The organism is Cupriavidus sp. D39, from assembly GCF_026627925.1.
Classification (GTDB): Bacteria; Pseudomonadota; Gammaproteobacteria; order Burkholderiales; family Burkholderiaceae; genus Cupriavidus; species Cupriavidus ulmosensis.
Window position 1 is genome coordinate 2,354,259 of record NZ_JAPNLE010000009.1, and the last position, 23,455, is coordinate 2,377,713.

Annotated in this window: 20 protein-coding genes; 7 read left to right on the forward strand and 13 right to left on the reverse strand. The window is 66.9% G+C overall.

Features of this window, described 5'->3' with window-relative positions; genetic code table 11:
- Nucleotides 1-4: 4 nt before the first annotated feature.
- From pyrR to OMK73_RS23000, 4 genes are all read right to left on the reverse strand, one after another.
- A complete protein-coding gene (pyrR, locus tag OMK73_RS22985) occupies nucleotides 5-532 on the reverse strand; it encodes a bifunctional pyr operon transcriptional regulator/uracil phosphoribosyltransferase PyrR (RefSeq protein ID WP_267604070.1) in 528 nt (175 codons plus the stop codon).
- Nucleotides 529-966 (reverse strand): Holliday junction resolvase RuvX, encoded by a 438-nt coding sequence (gene ruvX / locus OMK73_RS22990; protein ID WP_267604071.1) that lies wholly within the window; start codon nucleotides 964-966, stop codon nucleotides 529-531. Before ruvX ends, pyrR begins: the two co-directional genes overlap by 4 nt.
- The gene (locus OMK73_RS22995; RefSeq protein ID WP_043348720.1) at nucleotides 959-1,531 is read right to left on the reverse strand and encodes a YqgE/AlgH family protein; all 573 of its coding nucleotides are present in this window, start codon (nucleotides 1,529-1,531) and stop codon (nucleotides 959-961) included. Before OMK73_RS22995 ends, ruvX begins: the two co-directional genes overlap by 8 nt.
- Before the next feature lie 136 nt (nucleotides 1,532-1,667).
- Nucleotides 1,668-2,375, reverse strand: a complete 708-nt coding sequence (locus tag OMK73_RS23000) for a pseudouridine synthase (protein ID WP_267606481.1) — start codon at nucleotides 2,373-2,375, stop codon at nucleotides 1,668-1,670.
- A gap of 175 nt (nucleotides 2,376-2,550) precedes the next feature.
- Here OMK73_RS23000 and OMK73_RS23005 point away from each other — a divergent pair, with 175 nt between their 5' ends.
- Nucleotides 2,551-4,101, forward strand: a complete 1,551-nt coding sequence (locus tag OMK73_RS23005; RefSeq protein WP_267604072.1) for a cryptochrome/photolyase family protein — start codon at nucleotides 2,551-2,553, stop codon at nucleotides 4,099-4,101.
- A 269-nt stretch (nucleotides 4,102-4,370) separates the two neighbouring features.
- On the opposite strand, the gene OMK73_RS23010 is transcribed toward OMK73_RS23005, so the two are convergent.
- The 3 genes from OMK73_RS23010 to hemC are packed head-to-tail and all read right to left on the reverse strand — an operon-like array spanning nucleotide 4,371 to nucleotide 8,747.
- Nucleotides 4,371-5,561, reverse strand: a complete 1,191-nt coding sequence (locus tag OMK73_RS23010; protein WP_267604073.1) for a heme biosynthesis protein HemY — start codon at nucleotides 5,559-5,561, stop codon at nucleotides 4,371-4,373.
- 3 nt (nucleotides 5,562-5,564) lie between these two features.
- Nucleotides 5,565-7,736, reverse strand: a complete 2,172-nt coding sequence (gene hemDX, locus OMK73_RS23015) for a fused uroporphyrinogen-III synthase HemD/membrane protein HemX (RefSeq protein WP_267604074.1) — start codon at nucleotides 7,734-7,736, stop codon at nucleotides 5,565-5,567.
- A gap of 9 nt (nucleotides 7,737-7,745) precedes the next feature.
- On the reverse strand, nucleotides 7,746-8,747 hold the full coding sequence (hemC, locus tag OMK73_RS23020) for a hydroxymethylbilane synthase (protein ID WP_267604075.1): 1,002 nt from the start codon (nucleotides 8,745-8,747) through the stop codon (nucleotides 7,746-7,748).
- A gap of 79 nt (nucleotides 8,748-8,826) precedes the next feature.
- On the opposite strand from hemC, the gene ppc reads away from it, so the two are divergent.
- The gene (gene ppc / locus OMK73_RS23025) at nucleotides 8,827-11,844 is read left to right on the forward strand and encodes a phosphoenolpyruvate carboxylase (protein ID WP_267604076.1); all 3,018 of its coding nucleotides are present in this window, start codon (nucleotides 8,827-8,829) and stop codon (nucleotides 11,842-11,844) included.
- A gap of 147 nt (nucleotides 11,845-11,991) precedes the next feature.
- Here the strand turns inward: ppc and OMK73_RS23030 are convergent, their stop codons facing one another.
- Entirely contained in the window at nucleotides 11,992-12,627 is a 636-nt protein-coding gene (locus OMK73_RS23030) for a ferritin-like domain-containing protein (RefSeq protein ID WP_267604077.1), read from the reverse strand.
- Nucleotides 12,628-12,841: 214 nt separating this feature from the next.
- Between OMK73_RS23030 and OMK73_RS23035 the strand changes: the two genes are divergently transcribed.
- The 3 genes from OMK73_RS23035 to argH all read left to right on the forward strand — a co-directional run bounded on the left by OMK73_RS23035 (nucleotide 12,842) and on the right by argH (nucleotide 15,733).
- Complete coding sequence (locus OMK73_RS23035; protein WP_400093619.1) at nucleotides 12,842-13,444, forward strand: sigma-70 family RNA polymerase sigma factor; 603 nt, start codon at nucleotides 12,842-12,844, stop codon at nucleotides 13,442-13,444.
- On the forward strand, nucleotides 13,441-14,187 hold the full coding sequence (locus tag OMK73_RS23040; RefSeq protein WP_267604078.1) for an anti-sigma factor: 747 nt from the start codon (nucleotides 13,441-13,443) through the stop codon (nucleotides 14,185-14,187). The genes OMK73_RS23035 and OMK73_RS23040 overlap by 4 nt, the downstream gene beginning before the upstream one ends.
- Before the next feature lie 136 nt (nucleotides 14,188-14,323).
- Nucleotides 14,324-15,733, forward strand: a complete 1,410-nt coding sequence (gene argH / locus OMK73_RS23045) for an argininosuccinate lyase (RefSeq protein ID WP_006160535.1) — start codon at nucleotides 14,324-14,326, stop codon at nucleotides 15,731-15,733.
- Between the two features lie 14 nt (nucleotides 15,734-15,747).
- On the opposite strand, the gene OMK73_RS23050 is transcribed toward argH, so the two are convergent.
- A complete protein-coding gene (locus tag OMK73_RS23050) occupies nucleotides 15,748-15,942 on the reverse strand; it encodes a hypothetical protein (protein ID WP_267604079.1) in 195 nt (64 codons plus the stop codon).
- A gap of 3 nt (nucleotides 15,943-15,945) precedes the next feature.
- Between OMK73_RS23050 and OMK73_RS23055 the strand changes: the two genes are divergently transcribed.
- Both OMK73_RS23055 and OMK73_RS23060 read left to right on the forward strand, forming a co-directional pair.
- Nucleotides 15,946-16,488: a TRAP transporter small permease subunit gene (locus OMK73_RS23055; RefSeq protein ID WP_183036609.1), complete on the forward strand. Its 543-nt coding sequence runs from the start codon at nucleotides 15,946-15,948 to the stop codon at nucleotides 16,486-16,488.
- A complete protein-coding gene (locus OMK73_RS23060; protein WP_267604080.1) occupies nucleotides 16,485-18,260 on the forward strand; it encodes a TRAP transporter large permease in 1,776 nt (591 codons plus the stop codon). The genes OMK73_RS23055 and OMK73_RS23060 overlap by 4 nt, the downstream gene beginning before the upstream one ends.
- Before the next feature lie 53 nt (nucleotides 18,261-18,313).
- Here OMK73_RS23060 and OMK73_RS23065 read toward each other — a convergent pair whose 3' ends face one another.
- The 4 genes from OMK73_RS23065 to OMK73_RS23080 all read right to left on the reverse strand — a co-directional run bounded on the left by OMK73_RS23065 (nucleotide 18,314) and on the right by OMK73_RS23080 (nucleotide 23,431).
- A complete protein-coding gene (locus OMK73_RS23065) occupies nucleotides 18,314-19,294 on the reverse strand; it encodes a quinone oxidoreductase family protein (RefSeq protein WP_267604081.1) in 981 nt (326 codons plus the stop codon).
- A 142-nt stretch (nucleotides 19,295-19,436) separates the two neighbouring features.
- Nucleotides 19,437-21,701: an arginine/lysine/ornithine decarboxylase gene (locus tag OMK73_RS23070; protein ID WP_267604082.1), complete on the reverse strand. Its 2,265-nt coding sequence runs from the start codon at nucleotides 21,699-21,701 to the stop codon at nucleotides 19,437-19,439.
- Between the two features lie 141 nt (nucleotides 21,702-21,842).
- The gene (dcd, locus tag OMK73_RS23075) at nucleotides 21,843-22,409 is read right to left on the reverse strand and encodes a dCTP deaminase (RefSeq protein ID WP_017230746.1); all 567 of its coding nucleotides are present in this window, start codon (nucleotides 22,407-22,409) and stop codon (nucleotides 21,843-21,845) included.
- A gap of 191 nt (nucleotides 22,410-22,600) precedes the next feature.
- Nucleotides 22,601-23,431, reverse strand: a complete 831-nt coding sequence (locus OMK73_RS23080) for a formate dehydrogenase accessory sulfurtransferase FdhD (protein WP_267604083.1) — start codon at nucleotides 23,429-23,431, stop codon at nucleotides 22,601-22,603.
- Between the last annotated feature and the right edge of the window lie 24 nt (nucleotides 23,432-23,455).

The following is a 23,455-nucleotide window of genomic DNA, read 5'->3' on the forward strand; positions in this document are numbered from 1 at the left end:
AGGCTTAGTTGCCGGTGGCCTCGTTGGCGAAGGCAAAGCGCATGTCGGAGCCGGTGCCCTCAAACGACAGCACCAGCGTGGTGCCGGGCGGCAGCTCCACGTGCGCGGCGGCAATGTCGGCAGCCGCCGGCAGTTCGCGGCCACCGCGATCGACCAGCACGGCCAGCGCCACGCGGGCCGGGCGGCCATAGTCGAACAGCTCGTTGACGGCGGCGCGGATGGTGCGCCCGGTGGCCAGCACATCGTCGATCAGCAGGATCTTGCGGTCTTGCACGTCAAACGGCAGCGTGGTCGGCTGGGCCTGGCTGTGCAGGCCCTTCTTGGCATAGTCGTCGCGGTGGAAAGCAACGTTGATGACCCCATGCGCCGCAAGTTGCAGGTCGGCAGCGAGCCGCTCGGCAATCCAGGCGCCGCCGGAATAGATGCCGGCGACCGACCATTGCGCGCGTTCGGCTTCAGGCAGCGCAGCCTGCACCTGGTCACGCAGCGTACGGTAGAGCGCCTCGGCGTCGAGAGAGGAAGTCTGGGTCATAGCGGATGCTGGTCGAAGTACTGTTGCAGGATGATGCTGGCGGCCTCGGCGTCAAGCGCGCCCTTGCGGGCGCCGGCCATCTCGGCGGCGATCGACGTGTAGCTTTCGTCCACCCAGGCCACCGGCAGGCCGAAGCGGCCGTTCAACTGGTTGCCAAAGCGGCGTGCGAGCCGCATCGACGGCTGCTGGGTGCCGTCCGGATTGGTGGGCATGCCCACCACCAGTTGCACCGGCGCCCATTCATCGATGAGCGCGGTCACCGCCTCGAAGCGGCCTTCCACGGTGATATTGGGGATGATGACGAGCGCACGGGCCTCGCGCGTGACAAAGTTGCCAAGCGCAACGCCGATCTTCTTTTCGCCGTAATCGAAGGCCAGGACGGTGCCGTCGGTGGGCAACTGGCGCGGCGCTGGCGTCGCTCCGTCCTCAGGCATGCCCAGCCTCGCCCGAGAGCATGGTGAAGTCGATGCCCAACAGGCGTATGGCGGCGGCAAAGCGTTCCTCGGGAGGCACGCTGAAGATGATTTCGGGATCGGCCTGGACGGTCAGCCAGCCATTGCGGCTGAGTTCTTCCTCAAGCTGCCCCGCGCCCCAGCCGGCATAGCCGAGCGTGAGCAGGAAGCGTTGCGGGCCGCTGCCGTTGGCCACGGCCTCCAGCACGTCCTTGGAGGTGGTCATCTCGAGTCCGCCGGGCACGGCCAGCGACGAGACATAGATGCCAACCGGATCATGCAGCACGAAACCGCGCTCGGTCTGCACCGGCCCGCCGAAATAGACAGGCTGCTGCGCCACCGGCTGGATCTCCAGCTTGAGGTCGATCTTGTCGAACAGGGTGGCCATATCGATGTCGATAGGCCGATTGATCACCAGGCCCAGCGCGCCGCGGTCGTTGTGCTCGCACAAGTAGACAACGGAACCCGAAAAAGTCGGGTCTGCCATGCCGGGCATGGCAATCAGGAACTGATTGGTGAGATTGATTGGGGCTTCCAGCGTCGCCATTCCTGCATTTTATCAAATCGTTGCCATCCGTCCGGAAAAGATTCGCGGATGCCGCACTGCAGCATCCCGGCGCTTGCCCGGTGCGCTTGCTTGCTGGCCTCTTTGCCAGCTTCTTTGCTCGCTTGCTGCCGCCTGCTTATTCCTTGCGCGTCAGGGCGACCAGGTCTTCGGGCGTGAGCCAGCGCCAGTCTCCCAGCGCCAGGGTCGGCTCCAGCACCAGCCCGCCGATGGCGCTGCGGTGCAGGGCTTCCACATGGTTGCCCGCGGCTGCCACCATGCGCTTGACCTGGTGGTACTTGCCCTCGGTCAGGCTGAGACGCAGGCTACGCTCGCCGGTAGCCTCGCAGGCGGCCGCCGCGATCGGGGCCGGCTCGTCCTCCAGCTGCACGCCCGCCACCAGGGCATCGACCTGCGCTTGGGTGACCGGCTCGGCGGTCGTCACCTCGTAGACCTTGGGCACCTTCTTCTTGGGCGAGGTCTGGGCGTGGATGAACTGGCCGTCGTCCGAGAGCAGCAGCAGGCCGGTGGTGTCCTGGTCCAGCCGCCCGACCGCCTGCACCTCGCGCTGGCGCAGCGGCACCGGCAGCAGGTTGTACACGCTGGGATGGTGGCGCGGGCGCTGCGAGCACTCGTAGCCCACCGGCTTGTTCAGGAGGATGTAGGCCTTGGTGTGGCCGATCCATTCCTCGCCGTCCACGGTCAGGCGCAGGCCGTCGACCTCGAACCTGGCGCCCGGATCCTCGCACAGGGTACCGTCGACCTCCACCAGGCCGGCCCCGATCAGGTCACCGCAATAGCGGCGGGTGCCGAAGCCTTGGGATTGGAGGATGCGGTCGAGTGTCATGGCCATGGCTTGATTCTTGATATCTGGATTACTGGATTGCTGGAATGCGGGTTGGCTTGTGCGGCGCTGCGGGCAACGCTGGCCGGCATGCGGGGCCAGCCAGCGCGCGCGGCGCATGCCTGACGCTATGGTAGGGTAACAGGCTTCGTCAGCCCAACTTCCGGAGCGCCCGATCTTGCCCCCATCCCGCGCCGATGCCCGCCAGCCCTATCGGATCGACCGGCAGTTCGAGCGCGGCCTGGTCTGGTTCCGGCGCGACCTGCGCGCCGACGATCACGCGGCGCTGCATTATGCCCTCAAGCACTGTCGCCAGGTACGGTGCGTCTTCGTATTCGACCGCGAGATCCTGGATCCGCTGCTGGCGCGGGGCCTGGCGGCCGACCGCCGGGTGGAGTTCATCCTGGCCTCGCTAGCTCCGCTGGACGAAGCGCTGCGCGCGGCCGGCGGCGGCCTGATCGTGCTGCATGGCCATGCGCGCGCATCCCTTCCCGAGCTGGCCGCCGAGCTCGGCGCCACCGCCGTGTTCGCCAACCACGACTACGAGCCCGCCGCAATGGCCCGCGACGCCGAGGTGAGGCAAGCGCTGGCGGACCAGTCCTGCGCCTTCTTCAGCTTCAAGGACCAGGTGATTTTTGAGCGGGACGAGATCCTGACCGGCCAGGGCAAGCCCTTCTCGGTCTTCACCCCCTACAAGAACGCCTGGCTCAAGGCCCTGCTCCCGTTCGACCTCAAGCCCTACCCGGTCGAGCCCTATCTCAGGTCGCTGGCCGCCCCGCCCAAGGCTTACGTGCGCCCGCTGCCCACGCTGGAGGCACTGGGCTTCGTCCCCTCCAACCTGGCCGAGATCGCCATGCCCGCCGGCAGCGCCGGCGCCCACGCGCTGTTCGACGAGTTCTGCGACCGCATGGGCGACTACACGCGCCGGCGCGACTTCCCCGCCCTGCGCGGCCCGAGCTACCTGTCGGTACACCTGCGCTTCGGCACCCTGTCGATCCGCACGCTCGCCCGCACCGCCCACGCCGCCACGCTGCGCGGCGGCGCGGACAGCGCCGGCGCCGCCACCTGGCTGTCGGAACTGATCTGGCGCGATTTCTACTTCATGATCCTGCACCACCACCCCCGGGTCGCCGAAGGTCATGCCTTCCACCCCGCCTACGATGCCATCCGCTGGATCGACGGCGACACCGGCGAGCGCTACTTCCAGGCCTGGTGCGACGCCGAGACCGGCTACCCGCTGGTCGATGCCGCCATGCTGCAGATCCGGCAAAGCGGTTACATGCACAACCGGCTGCGCATGGTGGTAGCGAGCTTCCTGGTGAAGGATCTCGGCGTGGACTGGCGGCGCGGCGAGCAGTACTTCAGCGACCAGCTCAACGACTTCGACTTCTCCGCCAACAACGGCGGCTGGCAGTGGGCAGCCTCCACTGGCTGCGACGCGCAGCCCTACTTCCGGATCTTCAATCCGACCACGCAGTCGGAGAAATTCGACCCGCAGGGGCGCTTCATCCGCAAGTACCTGCCGCAACTCGCGCGCTTGCCGGACAAGTACATACATGCACCGTGGACAGCCTCAGAGGACGTGTTACTAGCATCCGGGGTCAAGCTAGGCGAAAACTATCCGCGACCGATAGTCCAGCATGATGTCGCGCGCAAGGAGACGCTGGCGCGGTATGCCTCGGTGGTGGAGAAGGCAAATCAGCGGCAACTGAACGAAGCCGACGGATAGGCCAGCGCAGCCGCCATGACGACGGCTGTCTCTCCCTCTCCCCTCAGGGGGAGAGGGGTGGCTTAGCTAGGAGCCACTTGAAGCGAAGCCCGTGGTGTTGTCCAGCACGCAGGCGTAACGAGCGCCCGCCCTCTCCCCGGCCCCTCTCCCACAAGTGGGAGAGGGGAGCAACCAACGGCATTGGCGAAGCCGACGGATGGGCCAACACCGCGCGCCATGACGACGGCTGTCTCTCGCTCTCCCTTCAGTGGGCGAGGGAAGCAAAACCCTCAAGCCGCCAAAATCGCGCTCTCCCGATAATGCCGCTGCGCCTCCTCCGGCCTCTCAGTCTCCTCAAACATCTTGGCCAGCGCCAGATGCGCCCGGACCCGCAGCCTGCGCTGCGCATCCACATCCGCATACCTCAACGCCCGCTCAAAACTAGACTGCGCCTTGCCCCATAGCTTCTCGCCAAGGCAAAGCACACCCAGCGCAAAGTACAGGTCCGCATCGACCGGATGCTGCGTCAGCCATTTTTCGGCCTGCTGGATCTGCGGCAGCGCTCGTCCAGGCTCGGCGCATTCGGCATAGCGCAAGACCAGCCGGCTGTCCCAGTTGACCTTGAGCGCGTCTTCCACGATCTTGCGGGCCTCCTCCTGCCGGCCGAGCGCCGCGAAGTAGCGCGCTGCGGGCTCGGCAATGCGGGCCGCGCGCCGTTCGTCGGTCGAGAGCGAGCGCCAGAAATCATGCAGCGCGTCGATGTCGTTCCGGCGTTCTTCAAGCAGGGCCTCGCAGGCCAGCTGCTTGAGGCGCAGCGCCAGCACAGGATGCAGGGCGTTGCGCTTTTCCAGCGAGCGCGCCAGGCGCAGGACTTCGGTCCAGTTCTTCAGGTGCTGGTGGGCACGCAGCGCGATGCGCTGCACATGGATCTGGCGCGCGCCCTGGGCCTGCAACTGCGCGATGGTTTCCAGCGCGCCTTCGGCGTCGCGGGCGTCGACCAGCAACTCAGCCATCGACACCAGCCGGGCCTGCTCGCGCTCGGGATCGGTCACCTGCGCCATCCAGGCGTCGCGCCGCTCGGTTTCCTGCATGCGGTGCGCCGCGCGGGCACCGATCAGCGCCGCGGTCTGGGCTTGCTCGGGCCAGGCCTGGGCCTCGCGCGCGGTGCGCTCGGCACGGGCAAAGCGGCCGGCGAACAGGTTCTCGATGGACTCGCGCAAGGCCGCCTGCGCGCGGCTCATGCGGCTGCGCTCACGGTAAGCCGCAGCGCGCGCCGGCATCTCGGACAGATGGCGCATGGTGCTGAGGATGGTCCAGACCACGAAGAACGCCAGCAACAGCAGGGCCAGCCCGAGGTTCAGCGACAGCTCGACCCGGTAAGGCGGGTAGAACAGGACCAGGTTGCTCTGGTTGAATTGCGTAAACAGCGCGAGCCCGACCGCGCCACCAAACAGGATAGCTACCCAGAAAAGAAGCCGCATGTGCTACTCCTTCTTGAGCGCTTGCAGCGCGCCGAGGCTTTCCGCCATGGTGGGCAACTGCACCGTCACCGCGCCCGCCTGGGCCTGCTTGAGCAGGGTCAGCACGGCCTGCACGCGGCGCGACTTGGTGTCGCAATAGCGCCCGATCATGGCTTGCGCGGCCGCCAGGTCATTGCGGAACACCGGCTCGTTGCGCGACAGCAGCGCCAGGCGCGCATTGAGCAGGCGCAGCTTGACGTTCTCGCGCAGGAACCAGCCCTGGTCGCCGGTCAGCAGCAGAGCCTGGGCATCGTCCACGCGGCGGATGCGGATGACTTGCATCAGCTCGTCGCGCACACTGCCCCACAGGCGGCCAAACCAGTTGCCGATCGCGTTGCCGGCCGGCACTGCCTCTTCCTTGGCGGCATTCCTGCCGGCCTTGGCGCCGGCTGGCTTGGCGGGCTTGTCGACGGCCTCGGCCTTCGCGTCCGTCTTGCGCGCATCGGCCTCACTGCGCTCGAGCATGCGCTCGCTCGACAGCAGCGGCAGCGTATCGATCTGGTTGATGGCTTCGTCGAGCTTGATGGCGGCACCGGTCAGGTCCGTATCCGGCACGGCCTTCATGCGCGCCACGTCGCGCGCAATGGCCCGGCGCAGCAGGTTGTATTGCGGCTTGTCGGTGCGCGCGAGGCGGGTGTCGGCGCTTTGCAGCGCGGCCAGCGCCACCTGCACGTTGCCCGTCAGCTGGAGTTGCTGGCCGGCGTTGGTGAGCAGTTGCTGGATCTCGGCGATCTCCCAGTCGTCGCGGTTGCGCATCAGGTCCTGGTAGACCTGCTCCAGCGCGGATTGCTTGTCGCGCGCCTCGCCCACCTGGCCGTCCAGCGCGCCGACCTTGGCCTGCAGTTCCTTGACGGTGTCCTGCGCATTGCGCGAGAGCACCCGGGTTTCCTGCACCAGTGCATCGTTGCTCTGCTGGCGCCGCGCCAGCTCCTGGATCAGGTGGTCCACGCGCTGCTGCAGCCACCAGAAGCCGCCGCCTATGGCGAGGACCAGCAGGAACAGCAGCAACCACCACGGATTGACGCGGGGCGCGCCGCGCACGGGCAGCGGGGCGCCAGCCGCGGGAGGCGGGCTGGAGGCGGGAGGAGCGGTATTGTCTTGCGTCACGCGATCGACCTTCGTTGACGTTGCGGGCGGTGGGTTGACTTGTGGTGCTGCCGGGGGCGGCGGCACCGTGGCGACCGGGGCAGGCACAGGCACGGGCGTGGCGGCAGCCGGCGGCGGCGCGACAGGCATCGGCGCCGGCGGGCCGGCATGCGCCTGCGCCCACTGGCGGCAAGCCGCCAGCAGGCCTTCGTCTCCGGGTGCCGCGCGCAGCAGGTGCGAGAACCCGAGGGCCAAGGCCTGTTCGGCGATTCTCGCATGGGGCGCGATGCACTGCACCTGGCGCAGGCAGGCAAGCTCTTGCGGGCTCAGGGCCTGGCGCGCCATCTCATCGAGATTGCGCACGGCTTCGGAACTGGTCAGCAGCCAGGCCTGCGGCGCCGCGCCCGGCTTGAGCGCGTCGCGCACGGCTTGCCATTGCATGCTGCCGGGCGTGGGGACCGAGCGCTGGTAGGCCTCGACCGCCTGCACCTCGGCGCCGGCGGCGCGCAGGCGCTCGGCCAGCCAGTCTCGCCCGCCGTTGCCACGGATGATCAGGACCTGGCGGCCGTCGAGCGCGCCGGCGTCAAGCTGGGCTTCAAGCTGTTGCCACAGGGCCTCGGAATCGAAGCGCGCGGCGGCGCCATCGCCACCGTTGGCGGCATCGCCGTTGTCTGCCTCATGGCCGGTCGTACAACCGGCCGGGGCGATCACGCGGTAGTTGGGCGCGACAATCCCGCGCTCGGCCAGCGCAGCCACGCTGGCGGGGCCAACCACGGCTGCCGCTACGGATGCCGGCCACTGCGGCGCGGGCTTGTCCTGCACCTGGGCCAGTGCGTCGAGCGCAAAGGCCACGGCATTGGGACTGACGAAGACCACCAGCGCGAAGTCCGGCAGTTGCGCCAGCGCCGCGCGCAAGGGAGCATCGTCAGCCACGGGGCCGATTGCCAGCAGGGGAAAGCCAAGCACGTCCAGGCCGGCGGCCGACAGGGCCTCGGTAAGTTGCCGGGACTGCCCGGCGGGTCGTGTTACAACGACGGTCGGGCGGGGCATGGGCCGGTCTCAGGCAGGGGCTTGATGGGACGCCGGATCCACCAGCGCCGTGAGAATGTCGGCCGCGCCCTGCCCCAACAGGTCCTGGGCAACGGCCTTGCCAAGCGCTTCGGCCTGGCTGGATGCATCGGCGCCTTCCACCACGGCGGCAGACTGGGCCCGCACGCAGCGGCTGCCATCGGGCAGCGCCACGAAGGCATCGATGTGCAGTTGCGTGCCGTCCCAACGCGCATGTGCGGCAAGCGGCACCTGACACGAACCACCCAGCATGCGCGACACGGCGCGCTCGGCAGTCACGGCCAGCGCGCTGGGCTCATGGTTCAGCGGCGCCAGCCACGCGGCCAGCTCGGGCCGGCCGGACGGAATCTCGATGCCCAGCGCGCCCTGGCCGGCTGCCGGCAGCGAGCTGACGGGATCCAGCACGGCACGGATACGATCAGCCAGGCCCAGGCGCTTGAGCCCGGCGGCGGCCAGGATGATGGCGCCGTAGTCGCCACGATCGAGCTTGGCCAGCCGGGTATCCAGGTTGCCGCGCAGCGGCTGGATCACCAGGTGGGGGTAGCGGGTACGCAGCGCGGCCTCCCGCCGCAGGCTGGAGGTGCCGACCACGGTCCCGGCGGGCATTTCGTCCAGCGAGGCGAAGCGGCTTGAGACCAGCGCATCGCGCGGGTCCTCGCGCTCCATGATGGCGGTCAGGGCAAACCCTTCAGGTAACTCCATCGGCACATCCTTGAGGGAATGCACGGCGAGGTCGGCGCGGCCTTCGGCCATCGCGATCTCAAGCTCCTTGACGAAGAGGCCCTTGCCGCCAACCTTGGACAAAGTACGGTCTAGAATCTGATCTCCGCGCGTCGTCATTCCGAGAATGGACACATCGCACGCGGGATAGTATTGTTGCAATGCAGCACGCACATGCTCGGCCTGCCACATAGCCAAACGGCTTTCACGGGAGGCGATGACTAGCTTGCGCGGCGCAGCGCCGGAGGAAGACGGGGAGACGGATGCTTGCATCCGCCAATGTTAGCACGCACCCCAAGCCGCTCCGGGCCAATAGACAACACACAATAGATAAGAAACGACAGGAGATTGCATGACGCAGCAAGCTGCGCGCCCCGCCGGCCGGCGCAAGCCAACCGCCAGCCGGGCAGACGCCCCCGACACCGCAATGGCTTCCGCCTCGATTCCCGCGACCGCCCCATCCGCCAAGACCACCCGCACCAGGCGCGCCGCCGCGGCGAAGCCTGAAGCGGCGCCCGCCGCGACCCCGGCCAGCGCCCCGGCCCGCCGCGCCAGCGACAAGGACGTGCCCCTGCGCGAAGACATCCGCTTCCTGGGCCGGCTGCTGGGCGACTGCGTGAGGGAGCAGGAAGGCGAAGCCGCCTTCGAAGTGGTCGAGACCATCCGCCAGACCGCGGTGCGTTTCCGCCGCGAGAACGACCGTGCTGCCGGGGCCGAACTGGATCGGCTGCTCAAGCGCCTGTCGCGCGACCAGACCAACTCGGTGGTGCGCGCCTTCAGCTACTTCTCGCACCTGGCCAATATTGCCGAGGACCAGCACCACAACCGCCGCCGGCGCGTGCACGCGCTGGCCGGCTCGCCGCCGCAGCCGGGCAGCCTGGCGCACGCGCTGCAGGCCATCGACGCGGCCGGCGTGACCGGCAAGACCTTGCGCAAGTTCTTCGATGAAGCGCTGATCGTGCCAGTGCTCACCGCCCATCCGACCGAAGTCCAGCGCAAGAGCATTCTCGACGCCGAGCGCGAGATCGCCCGCCTGCTGGCCGAGCGCGACCTGCCGATGACCGCGCGCGAGCGCGATCACAACACCGCGCTGCTGCGTGCCCGTGTCACCACGCTGTGGCAGACCCGCATGCTGCGCAACACGCGGCTGATGGTGGTCGACGAGATCGAGAACGCGCTGTCCTATTACCGTACCTGCTTCCTGCGCGGCATCCCGCTGCTGATGAGCGAGCTGGAGGAAGACATCGCCGCGGTGTTCCCCACCACCCGCAAGAGCAAGTCCGCGCCGGCCGCGCAGACCCAGCTCGCGCCCTTCTTCCAGATGGGCTCGTGGATCGGCGGCGACCGCGACGGCAATCCCAACGTCACCGCCGACACGCTGGAACAAGCCGCGAGCAAGCAGTCGTCGCTGATCCTGGAGTGGTACCTGGACGAGGTGCACGCGCTCGGCGCCGAGCTCTCGATGTCGAGCCTGATGGTGGAAGCCAGCCCGGAACTGCTGGCGCTGGCCGAAGCCTCACCCGACCATTCCGAACACCGCGCCGACGAGCCCTACCGCCGCGCCCTGATCGGCATCTATGCGCGCCTGGCGGCAACCTGCCTGGCCGTGACCGGCCAGGCCGCGCCGCGCCACCCGGTGGCCAACGCGGCGCCGTACGCCGATGCGCAATCCTTCGGCGCCGACGTGCAGGTGGTCATCGACTCGCTGCGCGCCCACCACGGCGAGGCGCTCGCGCGCACCCGCATCGACGCGCTGGCCAAGGCCATCGCCGTGTTCGGCTTCCACCTGGCCTCGATCGACATGCGCCAGGTCTCCGACGTACACGAAGCGGTGATCGCCGAGCTCTTTGCCGCCGCCGGCGTGGAGGCCAACTACGCGGCCCTGCCGGAAGCCCGCAAGCTGGAACTGCTGCTGGCCGAGTTGCGCCAGCCGCGCCTGCTGACCCTGCCGTGGCATATCTACTCCGAGCAAACCCGCAGCGAACTGGCCATCCTGAACATGGCGCGCGAGCTGCGCGCCCGCTATGGCTCGCGCGTGGCCCGCAATTACATCATCTCGCACACCGAGACGCTCTCCGACCTGGTCGAGGTGATGCTGCTGCAAAAGGAGGCCGGCATGCTGCGCGGCACGCTGGGCAGCAAGTCGGACCCGGCGCGCCCGGAACTGATGGTGATCCCGCTGTTCGAGACCATCGAGGATCTGCGCAACGCCGCCGGCATCATGCAATCGCTGCTGGAGCTGCCGGGCTTTGCCTCGGTGATCGCCCACCACGGCGGCGAGCAGGAAGTGATGCTGGGCTACTCCGACTCCAACAAGGACGGCGGCTTCCTTACCTCCAACTGGGAGCTGTACAAGGCTGAACTGGCGCTGGTGCAGGTGTTCGAGGCGCGCCGCGTGAAGCTGCGCCTGTTCCACGGCCGCGGCGGCACGGTTGGCCGCGGCGGCGGCCCGACCTACCAGGCCATCCTGTCGCAGCCGCCGGGCACGGTCAACGGCCAGATCCGCCTGACCGAGCAGGGCGAAATCATCAACAGCAAGTTCGCCAACGCCGAGATCGGCCGGCGCAACCTGGAAACGGTGATTGCCGCCACGCTGGAAGCCTCGCTGCTGCCGACGCAGAACGCGCCGAAGGACCTGGAGACGTTCGAGGGCGTGATGCAGCAGCTCTCGGATCGCGCGTTCACCTCGTATCGTCACCTGGTGTACGACACGCCTGGCTTCAAGGATTACTTCTTCGCCACCACGCCGATCACCGAAATCGCCGACCTCAACCTGGGTTCGCGCCCGGCATCGCGCAAGCTGATGGACAAGAAGCAGCGCCGCATCGAAGACCTGCGCGCGATTCCCTGGGGCTTTTCCTGGGGCCAGTGCCGCCTGCTGCTGCCGGGCTGGTACGGCTTTGGCAGCGCGGTCAAGGCGCTGCTGGACGAGGCGCAGGACGAAAAATCGCACAAGGCGGCCGTGGCCACGCTGCGCCGCATGGTCAAGACCTGGCCGTTCTTCTCCACGCTGCTGTCCAATATGGACATGGTGCTGGCCAAGACCGACCTCGCCGTGGCCTCGCGCTACGCGCAGTTGTGCGAAGACGCCGCGCTGCGCAAGACGGTGTTCGCGCGGATCAGCGCCGAGTGGCACCTGACGTGCGAGATGCTGGCCCTGATCACCGGCCGCCAGGAACGCCTCGCCGACAACCCGCTGCTGGCGCGCTCCATCAAGAACCGCTTCGCCTACCTGGATCCGCTCAACCACTTGCAGGTGGAATTGCTCAAGCGCTACCGCTCGGGCAAGGATGGCGACGATATCCGCGTGCGGCGTGGCATTCACCTGACCATCAACGGGGTGGCTGCAGGCTTGCGCAACAGCGGCTGACGCTGGCAGTGCAAAATCCGCCATGGTGGCTGGCACCATGGCGGGAGAACCCGCCCGGCCGATGGGCCGGACGGCGCAGAGTGTTGCTCGCTAACTGTCCATATTGGCCGGCCCGGCGGAAACGGTAGTCATGCCGGGCATCCGGCTTCAGCCCACGAACGCACCCGGCACCGGGTCTTCGCCGAGGACCGAGAGCAGGATGGCCCAATGCATCGCCTCATCTCCCAAGATGCTGCCAGCCGCCTTGGTCAACTCGCGGTTATGGAAATTCGGCAACACGCCCAGGTAGGCCGCGGTGGCCCCTTTCTCCAGCCCCGCGGCAAAGCGCAGCACATCGGCCTGCGTCTTGAGCTGGTCGGTCGGGAAGCTGTACTCGGCCGGCTTCTTCGCCATGACCGGACTGCCGCCCAGCTTGGACACCGTGCCCGCCAACACTTGCGCGTGCGCCTTGTGATGCGTCTGGAACTTGACCGCGGTATCCAGCACCGGCTTTTGCAGCAGGCCGCTTTCCGCGCCCACCTGATAAGCCGCGATGGCCTGGTACTCCAGCCCTAGGGCCACGTTGAGAATCGCGATGTCGTCCTTGGTGCTGCCGGACTGGACCTGCGCCCAGGCGGGCATCGACTCGCCCAGGCTCATCACCGCCAGCGATCCCAGCGCGAATAGCCCGGGGACTTTGAGCAGGCCGCGCCGGCGCGCGTCCGGTGCAACGAGGATGCGGCTGTTCGTGTCCTCGGCGGCCTGACACTCCGTCTGCGCGCGCCTCGACTGCATGCGTTCCATGGTGTTCTCCTGTAGTGACGTAGATGGCGCCTTGCCGGGGCTGCGTTGGGCTGCAGCGCGGCGGCAATGGCGGCGCCTGTCCCATCTACGCGCCGGTCTGCCGATCGGATGCAGCGAACAGCGTGATGCCGCACGCATGCCAGGCCCAAGCCATGCCTATAATCCGGACACGTCACTTGCCTCTATTGCCTCTGCCTACCACGGATCCGCAACGGTGCCCTCCTCCGCCGACTCTTCCTTTGCCCCCAGGCCGGCCGACGCCGACCGGCTAGCGGCGTTGCTGCAGGGCGCGGCAATGGGCGACCGGCAGGCCTTGCGCCAGCTCTATGATCAAACCGCGACGAAACTGTTTGGGCTCGCGCTGCGTATCACCAACAGGCACGATTGGGCGGAGGATGTGGTGCAAGAGAGTTTCGTCAGCATCTGGCATCACGCCGGCGATTACCGGCCGCACCTGGCGGCCCCGATGACCTGGATGACCGCCATCGTGCGCAACCGGGCGCTGGACTGCCTGCGCCGGCAGGCGGCCGCGCGTGCCAGCCAGACGGTGGAACTGGACGACACACTCGGCGAGTGGCTGGCCGACGACGCGGCCGGCCCGGCGGAACTGGCGCTGGCCAGCCAGGAGGCGCGGGCGCTGAACCAGTGCCTGCAGCGGCTTGAGCAACCGCAGCGGCAAGCGATCTCGCTGGCTTACCTGAAGGACATGAGCCACAGCGAGTTGTCCGAGCAATTGCAGGTGCCGCTCGGCACCATCAAGTCATGGATACGGCGCGGGCTGGAACGCCTGCGCACGTGCCTGGAAAGCCTGTCATGAACCTCGGCCGCCACCCCGACCTGATCGACCGCCTCGCCGCGCAATACGCGCTGGGCGTGTTGCGCGGGGGCGCGCGCCGCCGGCTGGAGACGCTGGCGCGCGAGGAACCCGCGATCCGCGCCGCCATCAGCCACTGGCAGGCCCGGCTGGCCGGCCTTGCCGAGCTCCAGCCCGCCTCGGCGCCGGTGGAGAAGGTGTGGTGCGGCATCGAGCAGCGGCTGGGCTGGCAGGCCATGGATAAGGCAAACGCCGCCGGCACTACCGGCGCGGCACCCGCGGGCTGGTGGCAACGCTTGTGGGCTGCCCCCGGCTTCTGGCGCGGCGCCACCATGGCAACAGCGGTGCTGGCAGCCGTCGCAATCGGCCTGAACGTGCGGATGGCCCGCCAGCTGGACACGGCCCCACTGGTCAACGCAGTGGCGGTGCTCAACGACGATCATGCCCAGGCCGCCGTACTTGTGACGTGGGATGCACGCTCGCAGGCACTCACGCTGCGCCGCCTGGATCACTTGCCGCTGAACGACGCGCAGGCGCTGCAGCTTTGGGCGCTGCCGGCCGGCGGCAAGCCGCAGTCGCTGGGCGTGATCGGGCACCAGCGCCACTTGCGCCTGGCGGTTGCCCAGACTCTGGGCAAGGTGCCGGCACTGGCGATCAGCGTGGAGCCGCGCGGTGGCTCGCCCGATCCCAACGGCCCCACCGGGCCAGTGGTATTCAAGGGCCAGGTCATCGACAACACCTTATAGGCAAGGCTGGGAGGCCCGCCGACGCCCGCTAGCGTCTGCGAGGCGCCCGGCAGCGATATAATCGCGGTTTCCCCGATTTTTCTCGTTCGCCCCGCGGCCTGCCGCCGGCTTGCGAGCTAACCCAGCCTTACCGCCCATGACCTCCCAACTTGCCAAGAAAGGCGAAGCCTGGTCCGCCCGCTTCTCCGAACCGATGTCCGACCTGGTGAAGCGCTACACCGCTTCGGTGTTCTTCGACAAGCGCCTGGCTCTCTTCGACATCCAGGGTTCGCTGGCGCACGCCGCCATGCTGGCCAAGCAGGGAATCATCGCCGAGGCCGACCGCGCCGAGATCGAGCGCGGCATGACGCAGATCCGTGGCGAGATCGAGGCCGGCGGCTTCGAGTGGAAGCTCGACCTGGAAGATGTCCACCTGAATATCGAAGCACGCCTGACCGCGCTGGTCGGCGACGCCGGCAAGCGCCTGCACACCGGCCGCTCGCGCAACGACCAGGTCGCGACAGATATCCGCCTGTGGCTGCGCAGCGAGATCGACACCATCATCGGCCTGCTGGGCGCGCTGCGTGGCGCGCTGCTGGATCTGGCCGAGAAGAATGCCGATACCATCCTGCCGGGCTTCACCCACCTGCAGGTGGCACAGCCGGTCACCTTCGGCCATCACCTCCTGGCCTACGTGGAAATGTTCACGCGCGATGCCGAGCGCATGGCCGACTGCCGCCGCCGCGTCAACCGCCTGCCGCTGGGCGCCGCCGCGCTCGCCGGCACCAGCTACCCGATCGATCGTGAGTTCGTGGCGCAGCAGCTGGGCTTCGACGGCGTATGCCGCAACTCGCTGGACGCCGTCTCCGACCGCGACTTCGCCATCGAGTTCTGCGCCGCCGCCGCGCTGGTGATGACCCACATCTCGCGCTTCTCCGAGGAACTGGTGATCTGGATGAGCCCGCGCGTGGGCTTCATCGACATCGCCGACCGCTTCTGCACCGGCAGCTCGATCATGCCGCAGAAGAAGAACCCCGACGTGCCCGAGCTGGCGCGCGGCAAGACCGGCCGCGTCAACGGCCACCTGATCGGCCTGCTGACCCTGATGAAGGGCCAGCCGCTGGCCTACAACAAGGACAACCAGGAAGACAAGGAGCCGCTGTTCGACACGGTCGACACCGTGGCCGACACGCTGCGCATCTTCGCCGACATGGTGCCGGGCATTTCGGTCAAGCCGGATGCCATGCGTGCCGCCGCGCTGCAAGGCTATGCCACCGCCACCGACCTGGCCGATTACCTGGTCAAGCACGGCCTGCCCTTCCGCGATGCCCACGAAGCCGTGGCCCACGCGGTGCGCGCCTGCGACGACCGCCGCTGCGACCTGGCCGACCTCACCGTGGCCGAGCTGCGTGAAGTCACCGGCCTGGGCGACAAGGCCGCGCTGATCGGTGACGACGTGCACGCGGTGCTGACGCTGGAAGGCTCGGTCGCGGCACGCAACCATATCGGCGGCACCGCGCCGGCGCAGGTTCGCGCGGCCATTGCCGCGGCGCGCGCCACGCTTTAATCGCAAGCTCCGGATTAAATGCAGCGCAGCATGCCAATGTAAGTTTCACGTAAGTTTGTTTTGCGAGAAAGCCGCCAGGGCGCATCCCTGGCGGCTTTTTTATTTACTTCCTGCTTTTTTGATTTTTGCGCAATGCGGTAGGTATTAGCCCCAAGCGCCGAAGCATTTTGTTGCAGATAAACTAATTGCCGCAAAAACAGGGGAGACAACCCATGTATTACTTGCTTGGTCTGTCACGACAGATCGACAGGTTGAATCAGCACACGGGCAGGCTTGCAAACATCATGATCCTGCTGTCGTGCCTGATCAGCGCAGGCAACGCCCTGCTGCGTTACGGCTTCAACCTTAGCGACAACTGGCCGCTCGAGCTGCAGTGGTACATGTTCGCCATCGCGGTGATGTTCGGCGCCTCCTACACCTTCCAGCGCAACGAGCATGTGCGCGTGGACCTGATCTACGGCAACGTATCGGAGCGCGCGCAACACTGGATCGACATCTTCGGGATCATCTTCTTCCTGCTGCCTTCGTGCGTGCTGTTTGCCTGGCTGTCATGGGATTCTCTGTTCCTGCCCTCGTGGCGCATCCTTGAGCAATCCGGTAACTCCGGCGGCCTGCCGCGTTACCCGATCAAGCTGGTGGTGCCCCTCGGCTTTGTCCTGCTGGGTCTGCAGGGCGTGTCCGAGCTGATCAAGCGCATTGCCGCCCTCAAGGGCCTGGTGCGCATCGAATCGAAATACGAGAGGCCGGTGCAATGATTCCATTGGAATATATGCCGCCGCTGATGTTCGGCGGCCTGGTGGTATTCATGCTGATCGGTTTTCCGGTCGCATTTTCGCTGTCCGCGGTGGGCCTTGCCTTCGGCATCCTGGCCATCCAGTTTGGCTACTTCCCGGTCAGCTTCCTGCAGGCGGTGCCCAGCCGCGTGTTCGGCAGCGTGCTGGCCAACGAACTGCTGCTCGCCATCCCGTTCTTCACCTTCATGGGGGCGATACTGGAGAAATGCGGGCTGGCCGAGGACATGCTGGACTCCATGGGCCAGTTGTTCGGCCCGGTGCGCGGCGGCCTGGGCTATTCGGTGATCATCGTGGGCTTCATCCTTGGTGCCATTACCGGCACCGTGGCGGCGCAGGTGATCGCGATGGCGATGATCTCGCTGCCGGTGATGATGCGCTACCGCTACAACATGAAGTACGCCACGGGCGTGCTGGCGGCGTCGGGCACCATCACGCAGCTGGTGCCGCCATCGCTGGTGCTGGTGGTGCTGGCCGACCAGCTCAAGACGCCGATGGGCAGCGCCGACGTGGGCAGCATGTACCTGGGCGCCTGGGGCCCGTCGGTGATCCAGATCGCGCTGTTCGCGCTCTATACCTTCGTGCTGGCCCGCGTCAAGCCTGACTGGCTGCCGCCGGTGCCGGTGGAGGAGCGCACGCTGCGCGGCTGGCCGCTGTGGCGCAAGTGCCTGCGCGGCATCATTCCCTGCGCGGTGCTGATCTTCCTGGTGCTGGGCACCATCATGCTGGGCATCGCCACGCCGACCGAGTCCGGCGCCATGGGCGCGGTCGGCGCGCTGGTGCTGGCGGTGCTGCGCGACCCCGGCTTCGGCAAGCTCGACCGCACCGTCTACCGCATCGGCCTTGCCGCCACGGGCGTGGCCATCATCGCCGGCACCGTCGCGTTCGGCTCGCATGCCTTCCGCATTCCGCTGGCGGTGGTCTACCTTGTGATCACGTGGCTGCTGCTGCGCGCCGGGCAACTGACCGAGCTGCGCGGGCTGATCATCGAGGCTTACCAGTCCACGGCCCGCATCACCGCCATGGTGGTGTTCATCCTGATCGGCTCCACCTGCTTCTCGGTGGTGTTCCAGGGCGTGGATGGCGGTGCCTGGGTGGAGCACATGTTCACCTCGCTGCCCGGCGGCTGGATCGGCTTCCTGCTGGTGGTCAACCTGTTCATCTTCTTCCTCGCCTTCTTCCTGGACTTCTTCGAGATCGCGTTCATCGTGGTCCCGATGCTCGCCCCCGTGGCGGTCAAGGTGCTGGCGCCGGTGGTCGCCGACTCGATGGGCGGCAATCCGGAAGCGGCAGCCACCGCGGCGCTGGTGTGGTTCGGCGTGATGCTGTGCGTGAACATGCAGACCTCCTTCATGCACCCGCCCTTCGGCTTCGCGCTGTTCTACCTGCGCGGCATTGCGCCCAAGGAAGTGAAGAGCTCCGACATCTACTGGGGCGCGCTGCCCTGGGTTGGCCTGCAGCTGATCATGGTCGCGCTGGTGATGTTCTGGCCGGGCATGGTGACGATGTTCCTCGACAAGGGCTCGTTGCACCATACCAATGCGGCGGAGGTCACGATTCCGCTGGGGGTGAGAGCCCGGGCGGAGCGGCCTCGGTGCCAGCGCCTGGCGGGCGCAGTGGCGGTGGCACGCTGGAGCTGCCTTCGGCGCCAGCAGAGAGCGAACCCGCTACGCCGCAGTTTGAGTTCGACAAGAAGAAGTAGCAGGGACGACGGCCGGCGGCTCTGGTTGCATTGAAAAAGGCCTCGGAACCCGAGGCCTTTTTCCGTTTTCCGTGGTTGCTCCGGACGTCAAGGCAGCAGCAGAATAGCGCCCGTGGTCGCGCGCGCCTCGGCCACCCGATGCGCCTCGGCAACCTGGTCCAGCGGGAAGCGCGCGCCAATGGCCGCCCGGATCGCGCCCTGCCCGATCGCCTGGAACACGTCCGCCGCGTTGGCGCGGAACGTCAGCGGATCGGCGTTGTGCGGGAACACCGACGGTCGCGTCAGGAACAGGCAACCCTTCTTGCCGAGCAGTTCCGGCTCGAACGCCGGCACCGGGCCCGAGGCTGCGCCATAGAGCGCCACCAGCCCGAATGGCGCCGCGCAGTCCAGCGAGCCCATGAAGGTATGCTTGCCCACCGAGTCATAGACCACGCGCGCCTTGCGCCCGTCCGTGGCAGCAATCACCTGCTCCACCCAGTCCGCCTGCGAATAGTTGATGGCGACATCGCACCCCGCCGCGCGGGCCACTTCGCACTTCTCGGCCGAGCCGGCGGTACCGATCACGGTGGCGCCGAGCGCCTTGGCCCAGCTGCTGAGGATCTGCCCTACGCCGCCCGCGGCGGCGTGCACCAGTACGATGTCGCCGGCTTGCACGCGATGCGTCTTGCGCACAAGGTATTGGGCGGTCATGGCCTTGAAGAAGATGGCCGCGGCGGTGAGGTCGTCAATGCTGTCGGGTAGCTTGACCAGCTTGTCGGCGGGCACATTGCGCCGGCTGGCATAGGCACCGATGCCCGCGTGCATGTAGACCACGCGATCGCCTTCGCGCAGGCCGGTCACGCCCTCGCCCACCGCTTCGACCACGCCGGCGGCCTCATGGCCCAGCCCGGTCGGCGACGGCAGCGGGTACTTGCCCGAGCGCTGGTAGACGTCGATGTAGTTGAAGCCGATGGCGGTCTGGCGCAACTGGACCTGACCGGCCGCCGGCGCGGGCAGCTCGGCACTCACCAGGCGCATCACTTCGGGGCCGCCGAACTCCGTCAATTCCACCACTCGTGCTGATGTCATTTCCACTCCGTCGAGGTTGCATAGATTTGTGAGCGCCACTCTATCGCAATCTCGCGCGACGCGTCGGCCGTGCGCAAGGCATGGGCGAGCGCAGAAAAAGGCCTCGCACGCGCGAGGCCCTTTTTCCTGCCGCCAGCCTGCGTTACTTCACGCAGTCGACGAAATACGCCTTGCCGCCACCTTCGACCTCTTCCTCGACCAGGCCGTGGATGTCGGTCTCGAAGCCAGGGAACAGCTTGTTGAACTCGCGCGCGAACTTGAGGTACTGCACGATGATGCGGTTGAAGCGCTCGCCCGGGATCAGCAGCGGAATGCCCGGCGGGTACGGCGTGAGCAGGATGGCGGTGACGCGGCCTTCCAGCTCGTCAACGGCCACGCGCTCGATTTCGCGGTGCGCCATCATGGCCCATGCGTCCGACGGCTTCATCGCCGGTTCCATGTCGGACAGGTACATCTCGGTGGTCACGCGGGCCACGTCGTTGGCCTTGTAGACGCTGTGGATCGCATCGCACAGGTCGCGCAGGCCGAGCTTCTCGTACTGCGGATGCTTGCCGACGAACTCCGGCAGCACGCGCCACAGCGGCTGGTTCTGATCGTAGTCGTCCTTGAACTGCTGCAGCTCGGTCACCAGCGAGTTCCAGCGGCCCTTGGTGATGCCGATGGTAAACATGATGAAGAACGAGTACAGCCCGGTCTTCTCGATGATGATGCCGTGCTCGGCCAGGTACTTGGTGACGATGGCCGCGGGGATGCCGCGGTCGCTGAACTCGCCGTCCACGTCCAGGCCCGGGGTGATGATGGTGGCCTTGATCGGGTCGAGCAGGTTGAAGCCATCGGCCAGGTCGCCGAAGCCGTGCCAGCGCTCGTTGGCCTTGAGCATCCACTCTTCGCGGTCGCCGATATCGTCCTCGACCAGCGCCTCGGGGCCCCACACCTTGAACCACCAGTCGCCGTTGTTGCCGGCATCGTAGTCGCCTTCCACCTTGCGCATGGCGCGGCGGAAGTCCATCGCTTCCTGGATGCTTTCTTCCACCAGCGCGGTGCCGCCCGGGGCTTCCATCATCGCCGCCGCCACGTCGCACGAGGCGATGATCGAGTACTGCGGGCTGGTGGACGTGTGCATCAGGTACGCCTCGTTGAACCGGTAGCGGTCCAGCTTGCGCGTGTCCGAATCCTGCACGAGGATCTGCGAGGCCTGCGACAAGCCGGCCAGCAGCTTGTGCGTGGATTGCGTGGCGAACACCAGCGCGTCCTTGCTGCGCGGGCGGTCTTTGCCGATCGCGTGCATGTTGTGATAGAAATCGTGGAATGCCGCGTGCGGCAGCCAGGCTTCATCGAAATGCAGCGTGTCGATCTCCGTGGCCAGCATCTCCTTGATCTGCTCGGCGTTGTACAGCACGCCGTCGTAGGTGCCCTGCGTGATGGTCAGGATGCGCGGCTTCTGGTTCTTGGCCTGGCTGGCGAACGGGTGCGCCGCAATCTTGCGGCGGATGGTCTCGGGATCGAACTCGCTCTTCGGGATCGGGCCGATGATGCCGTAGTGATTGCGCGTGGGCATCAGGAACACGGGGATCGCGCCCGTCATCATGATCGCGTGCAGGATCGACTTGTGGCAGTTGCGGTCCACCACCACGATGTCGCCCGGCGCCACGTTGGCATGCCACACCATCTTGTTCGAGGTGGACGTGCCGTTGGTGACGAAATACATGTGGTCGGAGTTGAAGATGCGCGCGGCGTTGCGCTCCGAGGCCGCCACCGGGCCGGTGTGGTCGAGCAGCTGGCCGAGTTCATCGACGGCGTTGCAGACGTCGGCGCGCAGCATGTTCTCGCCGAAGAACTGGTGGAACACCTGGCCGACCGGGCTCTTCAGGAACGCCACGCCGCCGGAGTGGCCGGGGCAGTGCCACGAGTAGGAGCTGTCCTGCGCGTAGGCGATCAGCGCCTTGAAGAACGGCGGCGCCAGCGAATCCAGGTAGACCCGGGCTTCACGGATGATGTGGCGCGCGACGAATTCCGGCGTGTCCTCGAACATGTGGATGAAGCCGTGCAGCTCGCGCAGGATATCGTTGGGGATATGCCGCGAGGTACGCGTCTCGCCGTACAGGAAGATGGGCAGGTCGGTGTTGCGGCGGCGCACTTCGTTGACGAAGGCGCGCAGCTTCTCGATGGCCGCCGCTTCGGGCCGGTCGTCTTCGCTGACGAACTCGTCGTCGTCGATCGACACGATGAACGAGGAGGCGCGGCTGGACTGCTGGGCGAAGGAGGTCAGGTCGCCATAGCTGGTCAGGCCCATCACCTCCATGCCTTCTTGCTCGATGGCCTGCGCCAGCGCGCGGATGCCCGAGCCGGAAATGTTCTCGGAGCGGAAGTCTTCATCGATGATGATGACGGGGAAGCGGAATTTCATGTGGCATCCTTGGACGGCAAGAAGGACTTGAGCCACATGGCCCGGGGACTCATCCCCTGGGTCGGCATGTGGCTCGACGTTCAGGCTTGGCGCGCGGCCCTGGGGTTCCCCGTAACGCCGCAACGCGCGCATTGTATGCGATCAGGTCTTCGGCAGTGTGACACCCTGCTGGCCCTGGTACTTGCCACCGCGATCGCGGTAGGAAGTCTCGCAGATTTCGTCGCTCTCGAAGAACAGCACCTGGGCGCAGCCTTCCCCAGCGTAGATCTTGGCAGGCAGCGGCGTGGTGTTGGAAAACTCCAGCGTCACGTAGCCTTCCCACTCCGGCTCGAACGGCGTCACGTTGACGATGATGCCGCAGCGCGCATAGGTGCTCTTGCCCAGGCAGATGGTCAGCACGCTGCGCGGGATGCGGAAATACTCCATCGTGCGGGCCAGCGCGAAGGAGTTCGGCGGGATGATGCAGACATCGCCCTTGAAGTCGACAAAGGACTTCTCGTCGAAGTTCTTCGGATCGACGATGGTGCTGTTGATATTGGTGAAGATCTTGAATTCGTCGGCGCAGCGGATGTCGTAGCCGTAGCTCGAGGTGCCGTACGAAACGATCTTGCGGCCGTCTTCCTCCCGTACCTGGCCGGGCTCGAAGGGCTCGATCATGCCGTGCTGTTCCGCCATGCGGCGGATCCACTTATCGGATTTGATGCTCATAGGGGTATCGGGATGAACAAATGAGGGCAGGCTCGGGCGCGGTCCATGCTGACCGGGAACGCTGCTCGCATTTGCTCACAGGCGCGCCGGACCTGCCGGGGCCTTGCGATGGGCCGCATTGTACAACCAAAATCCGGCATCCCCGCCGAAATGGCAGGCCTGCGCCAGGACAGGCGATCCGCCGCGTGGCTTCAGGCCGTGGCTGGCTCGGGCAACTGGTGGCGGAAGCGTTCGCGGCCGGTATAGAGCAGGAAGTGCCGCCCGGTGCACCGGGCAAAGAGAGCCAGGTTGACGCGCTGGGCCATCTGGTAGCCCATCTGCGTGACACCCGAGCGCGACAGCAGGAAGGGGATGCCCATCTGGGCGCCCTTGATCACCATCTCCGAGGTCAGCCGCCCGGTGGTGTAGAAGACCTTGTCGGCGCCGCTCATGCCTTCCAGCCACATCAGGCCCGCGATGGCATCCACGGCGTTGTGCCGGCCCACATCCTCGATGAACATCAGCAGCTCGCGCCCGCGGAACAGCGCGCAGCCATGCACGGAGCCGGCCTGCTTGTAGACCGACTGCTGCAGCCGGATGGTATCGACGATGCCGTAGAGCGTTTCCTGGTCCAGGGTAGCGTCGAGCGGCAACCGGATGTTGTCGACTTCGTCCAGCAGCGAGCCAAACACGGTGCCCTGGCCGCAGCCGGTGGTCACCACCCGGCGCGCCGTGCGCTCCTCGATGCGGTCCACGCCCGTGCGGGTCGTGACGGCGGCGGATTCGGTCTCCCAGTCGACCTGGATCGCGGCGATATCCTCGACCGACTCGACCAGGCGCTGGTTGCGCAGGTAACCCAGCACCAGGGCCTCGGGGGCCCCTCCCAGCGTCATCAGCGTTACCAGCTCGCGCTTGTCGAGGTAGACCGTCAGCGGGCGCTCGCCGGGCAGGAAGGCCTGCCGCACGCGCCCCTGCTCGTCGACCACCTCGACCTCTTCGATCAGGGGGACGGACGCGTGGGTCATTTCGGGGCGCAAGGGCATGGGATGGAGAAGGTGAATGGCGGC

What these genes read in the sequence shown, in the direction of transcription:
- pyrR (WP_267604070.1), bottom strand. Translation starts at nt 532, where the DNA reads ATGACCCAGACTTCCTCTCTCGACGCCGAGGCGCTCTACCGTACGCTG.
- ruvX (WP_267604071.1), bottom strand. Translation starts at nt 966, where the DNA reads ATGCCTGAGGACGGAGCGACGCCAGCGCCGCGCCAGTTGCCCACCGAC.
- OMK73_RS22995 (WP_043348720.1), bottom strand. Translation starts at nt 1,531, where the DNA reads ATGGCGACGCTGGAAGCCCCAATCAATCTCACCAATCAGTTCCTGATT.
- OMK73_RS23000 (WP_267606481.1), bottom strand. Translation starts at nt 2,375, where the DNA reads ATGACACTCGACCGCATCCTCCAATCCCAAGGCTTCGGCACCCGCCGC.
- OMK73_RS23010 (WP_267604073.1), bottom strand. Translation starts at nt 5,561, where the DNA reads ATGCGGCTTCTTTTCTGGGTAGCTATCCTGTTTGGTGGCGCGGTCGGG.
- hemDX (WP_267604074.1), bottom strand. Translation starts at nt 7,736, where the DNA reads ATGCCCCGCCCGACCGTCGTTGTAACACGACCCGCCGGGCAGTCCCGG.
- hemC (WP_267604075.1), bottom strand. Translation starts at nt 8,747, where the DNA reads ATGCAAGCATCCGTCTCCCCGTCTTCCTCCGGCGCTGCGCCGCGCAAG.
- ppc (WP_267604076.1), top strand. Translation starts at nt 8,827, where the DNA reads ATGACGCAGCAAGCTGCGCGCCCCGCCGGCCGGCGCAAGCCAACCGCC.
- OMK73_RS23030 (WP_267604077.1), bottom strand. Translation starts at nt 12,627, where the DNA reads ATGGAACGCATGCAGTCGAGGCGCGCGCAGACGGAGTGTCAGGCCGCC.
- OMK73_RS23040 (WP_267604078.1), top strand. Translation starts at nt 13,441, where the DNA reads ATGAACCTCGGCCGCCACCCCGACCTGATCGACCGCCTCGCCGCGCAA.
- argH (WP_006160535.1), top strand. Translation starts at nt 14,324, where the DNA reads ATGACCTCCCAACTTGCCAAGAAAGGCGAAGCCTGGTCCGCCCGCTTC.
- OMK73_RS23055 (WP_183036609.1), top strand. Translation starts at nt 15,946, where the DNA reads ATGTATTACTTGCTTGGTCTGTCACGACAGATCGACAGGTTGAATCAG.
- OMK73_RS23060 (WP_267604080.1), top strand. Translation starts at nt 16,485, where the DNA reads ATGATTCCATTGGAATATATGCCGCCGCTGATGTTCGGCGGCCTGGTG.
- OMK73_RS23065 (WP_267604081.1), bottom strand. Translation starts at nt 19,294, where the DNA reads ATGACATCAGCACGAGTGGTGGAATTGACGGAGTTCGGCGGCCCCGAA.
- OMK73_RS23070 (WP_267604082.1), bottom strand. Translation starts at nt 21,701, where the DNA reads ATGAAATTCCGCTTCCCCGTCATCATCATCGATGAAGACTTCCGCTCC.
- dcd (WP_017230746.1), bottom strand. Translation starts at nt 22,409, where the DNA reads ATGAGCATCAAATCCGATAAGTGGATCCGCCGCATGGCGGAACAGCAC.
- OMK73_RS23080 (WP_267604083.1), bottom strand. Translation starts at nt 23,431, where the DNA reads ATGCCCTTGCGCCCCGAAATGACCCACGCGTCCGTCCCCCTGATCGAA.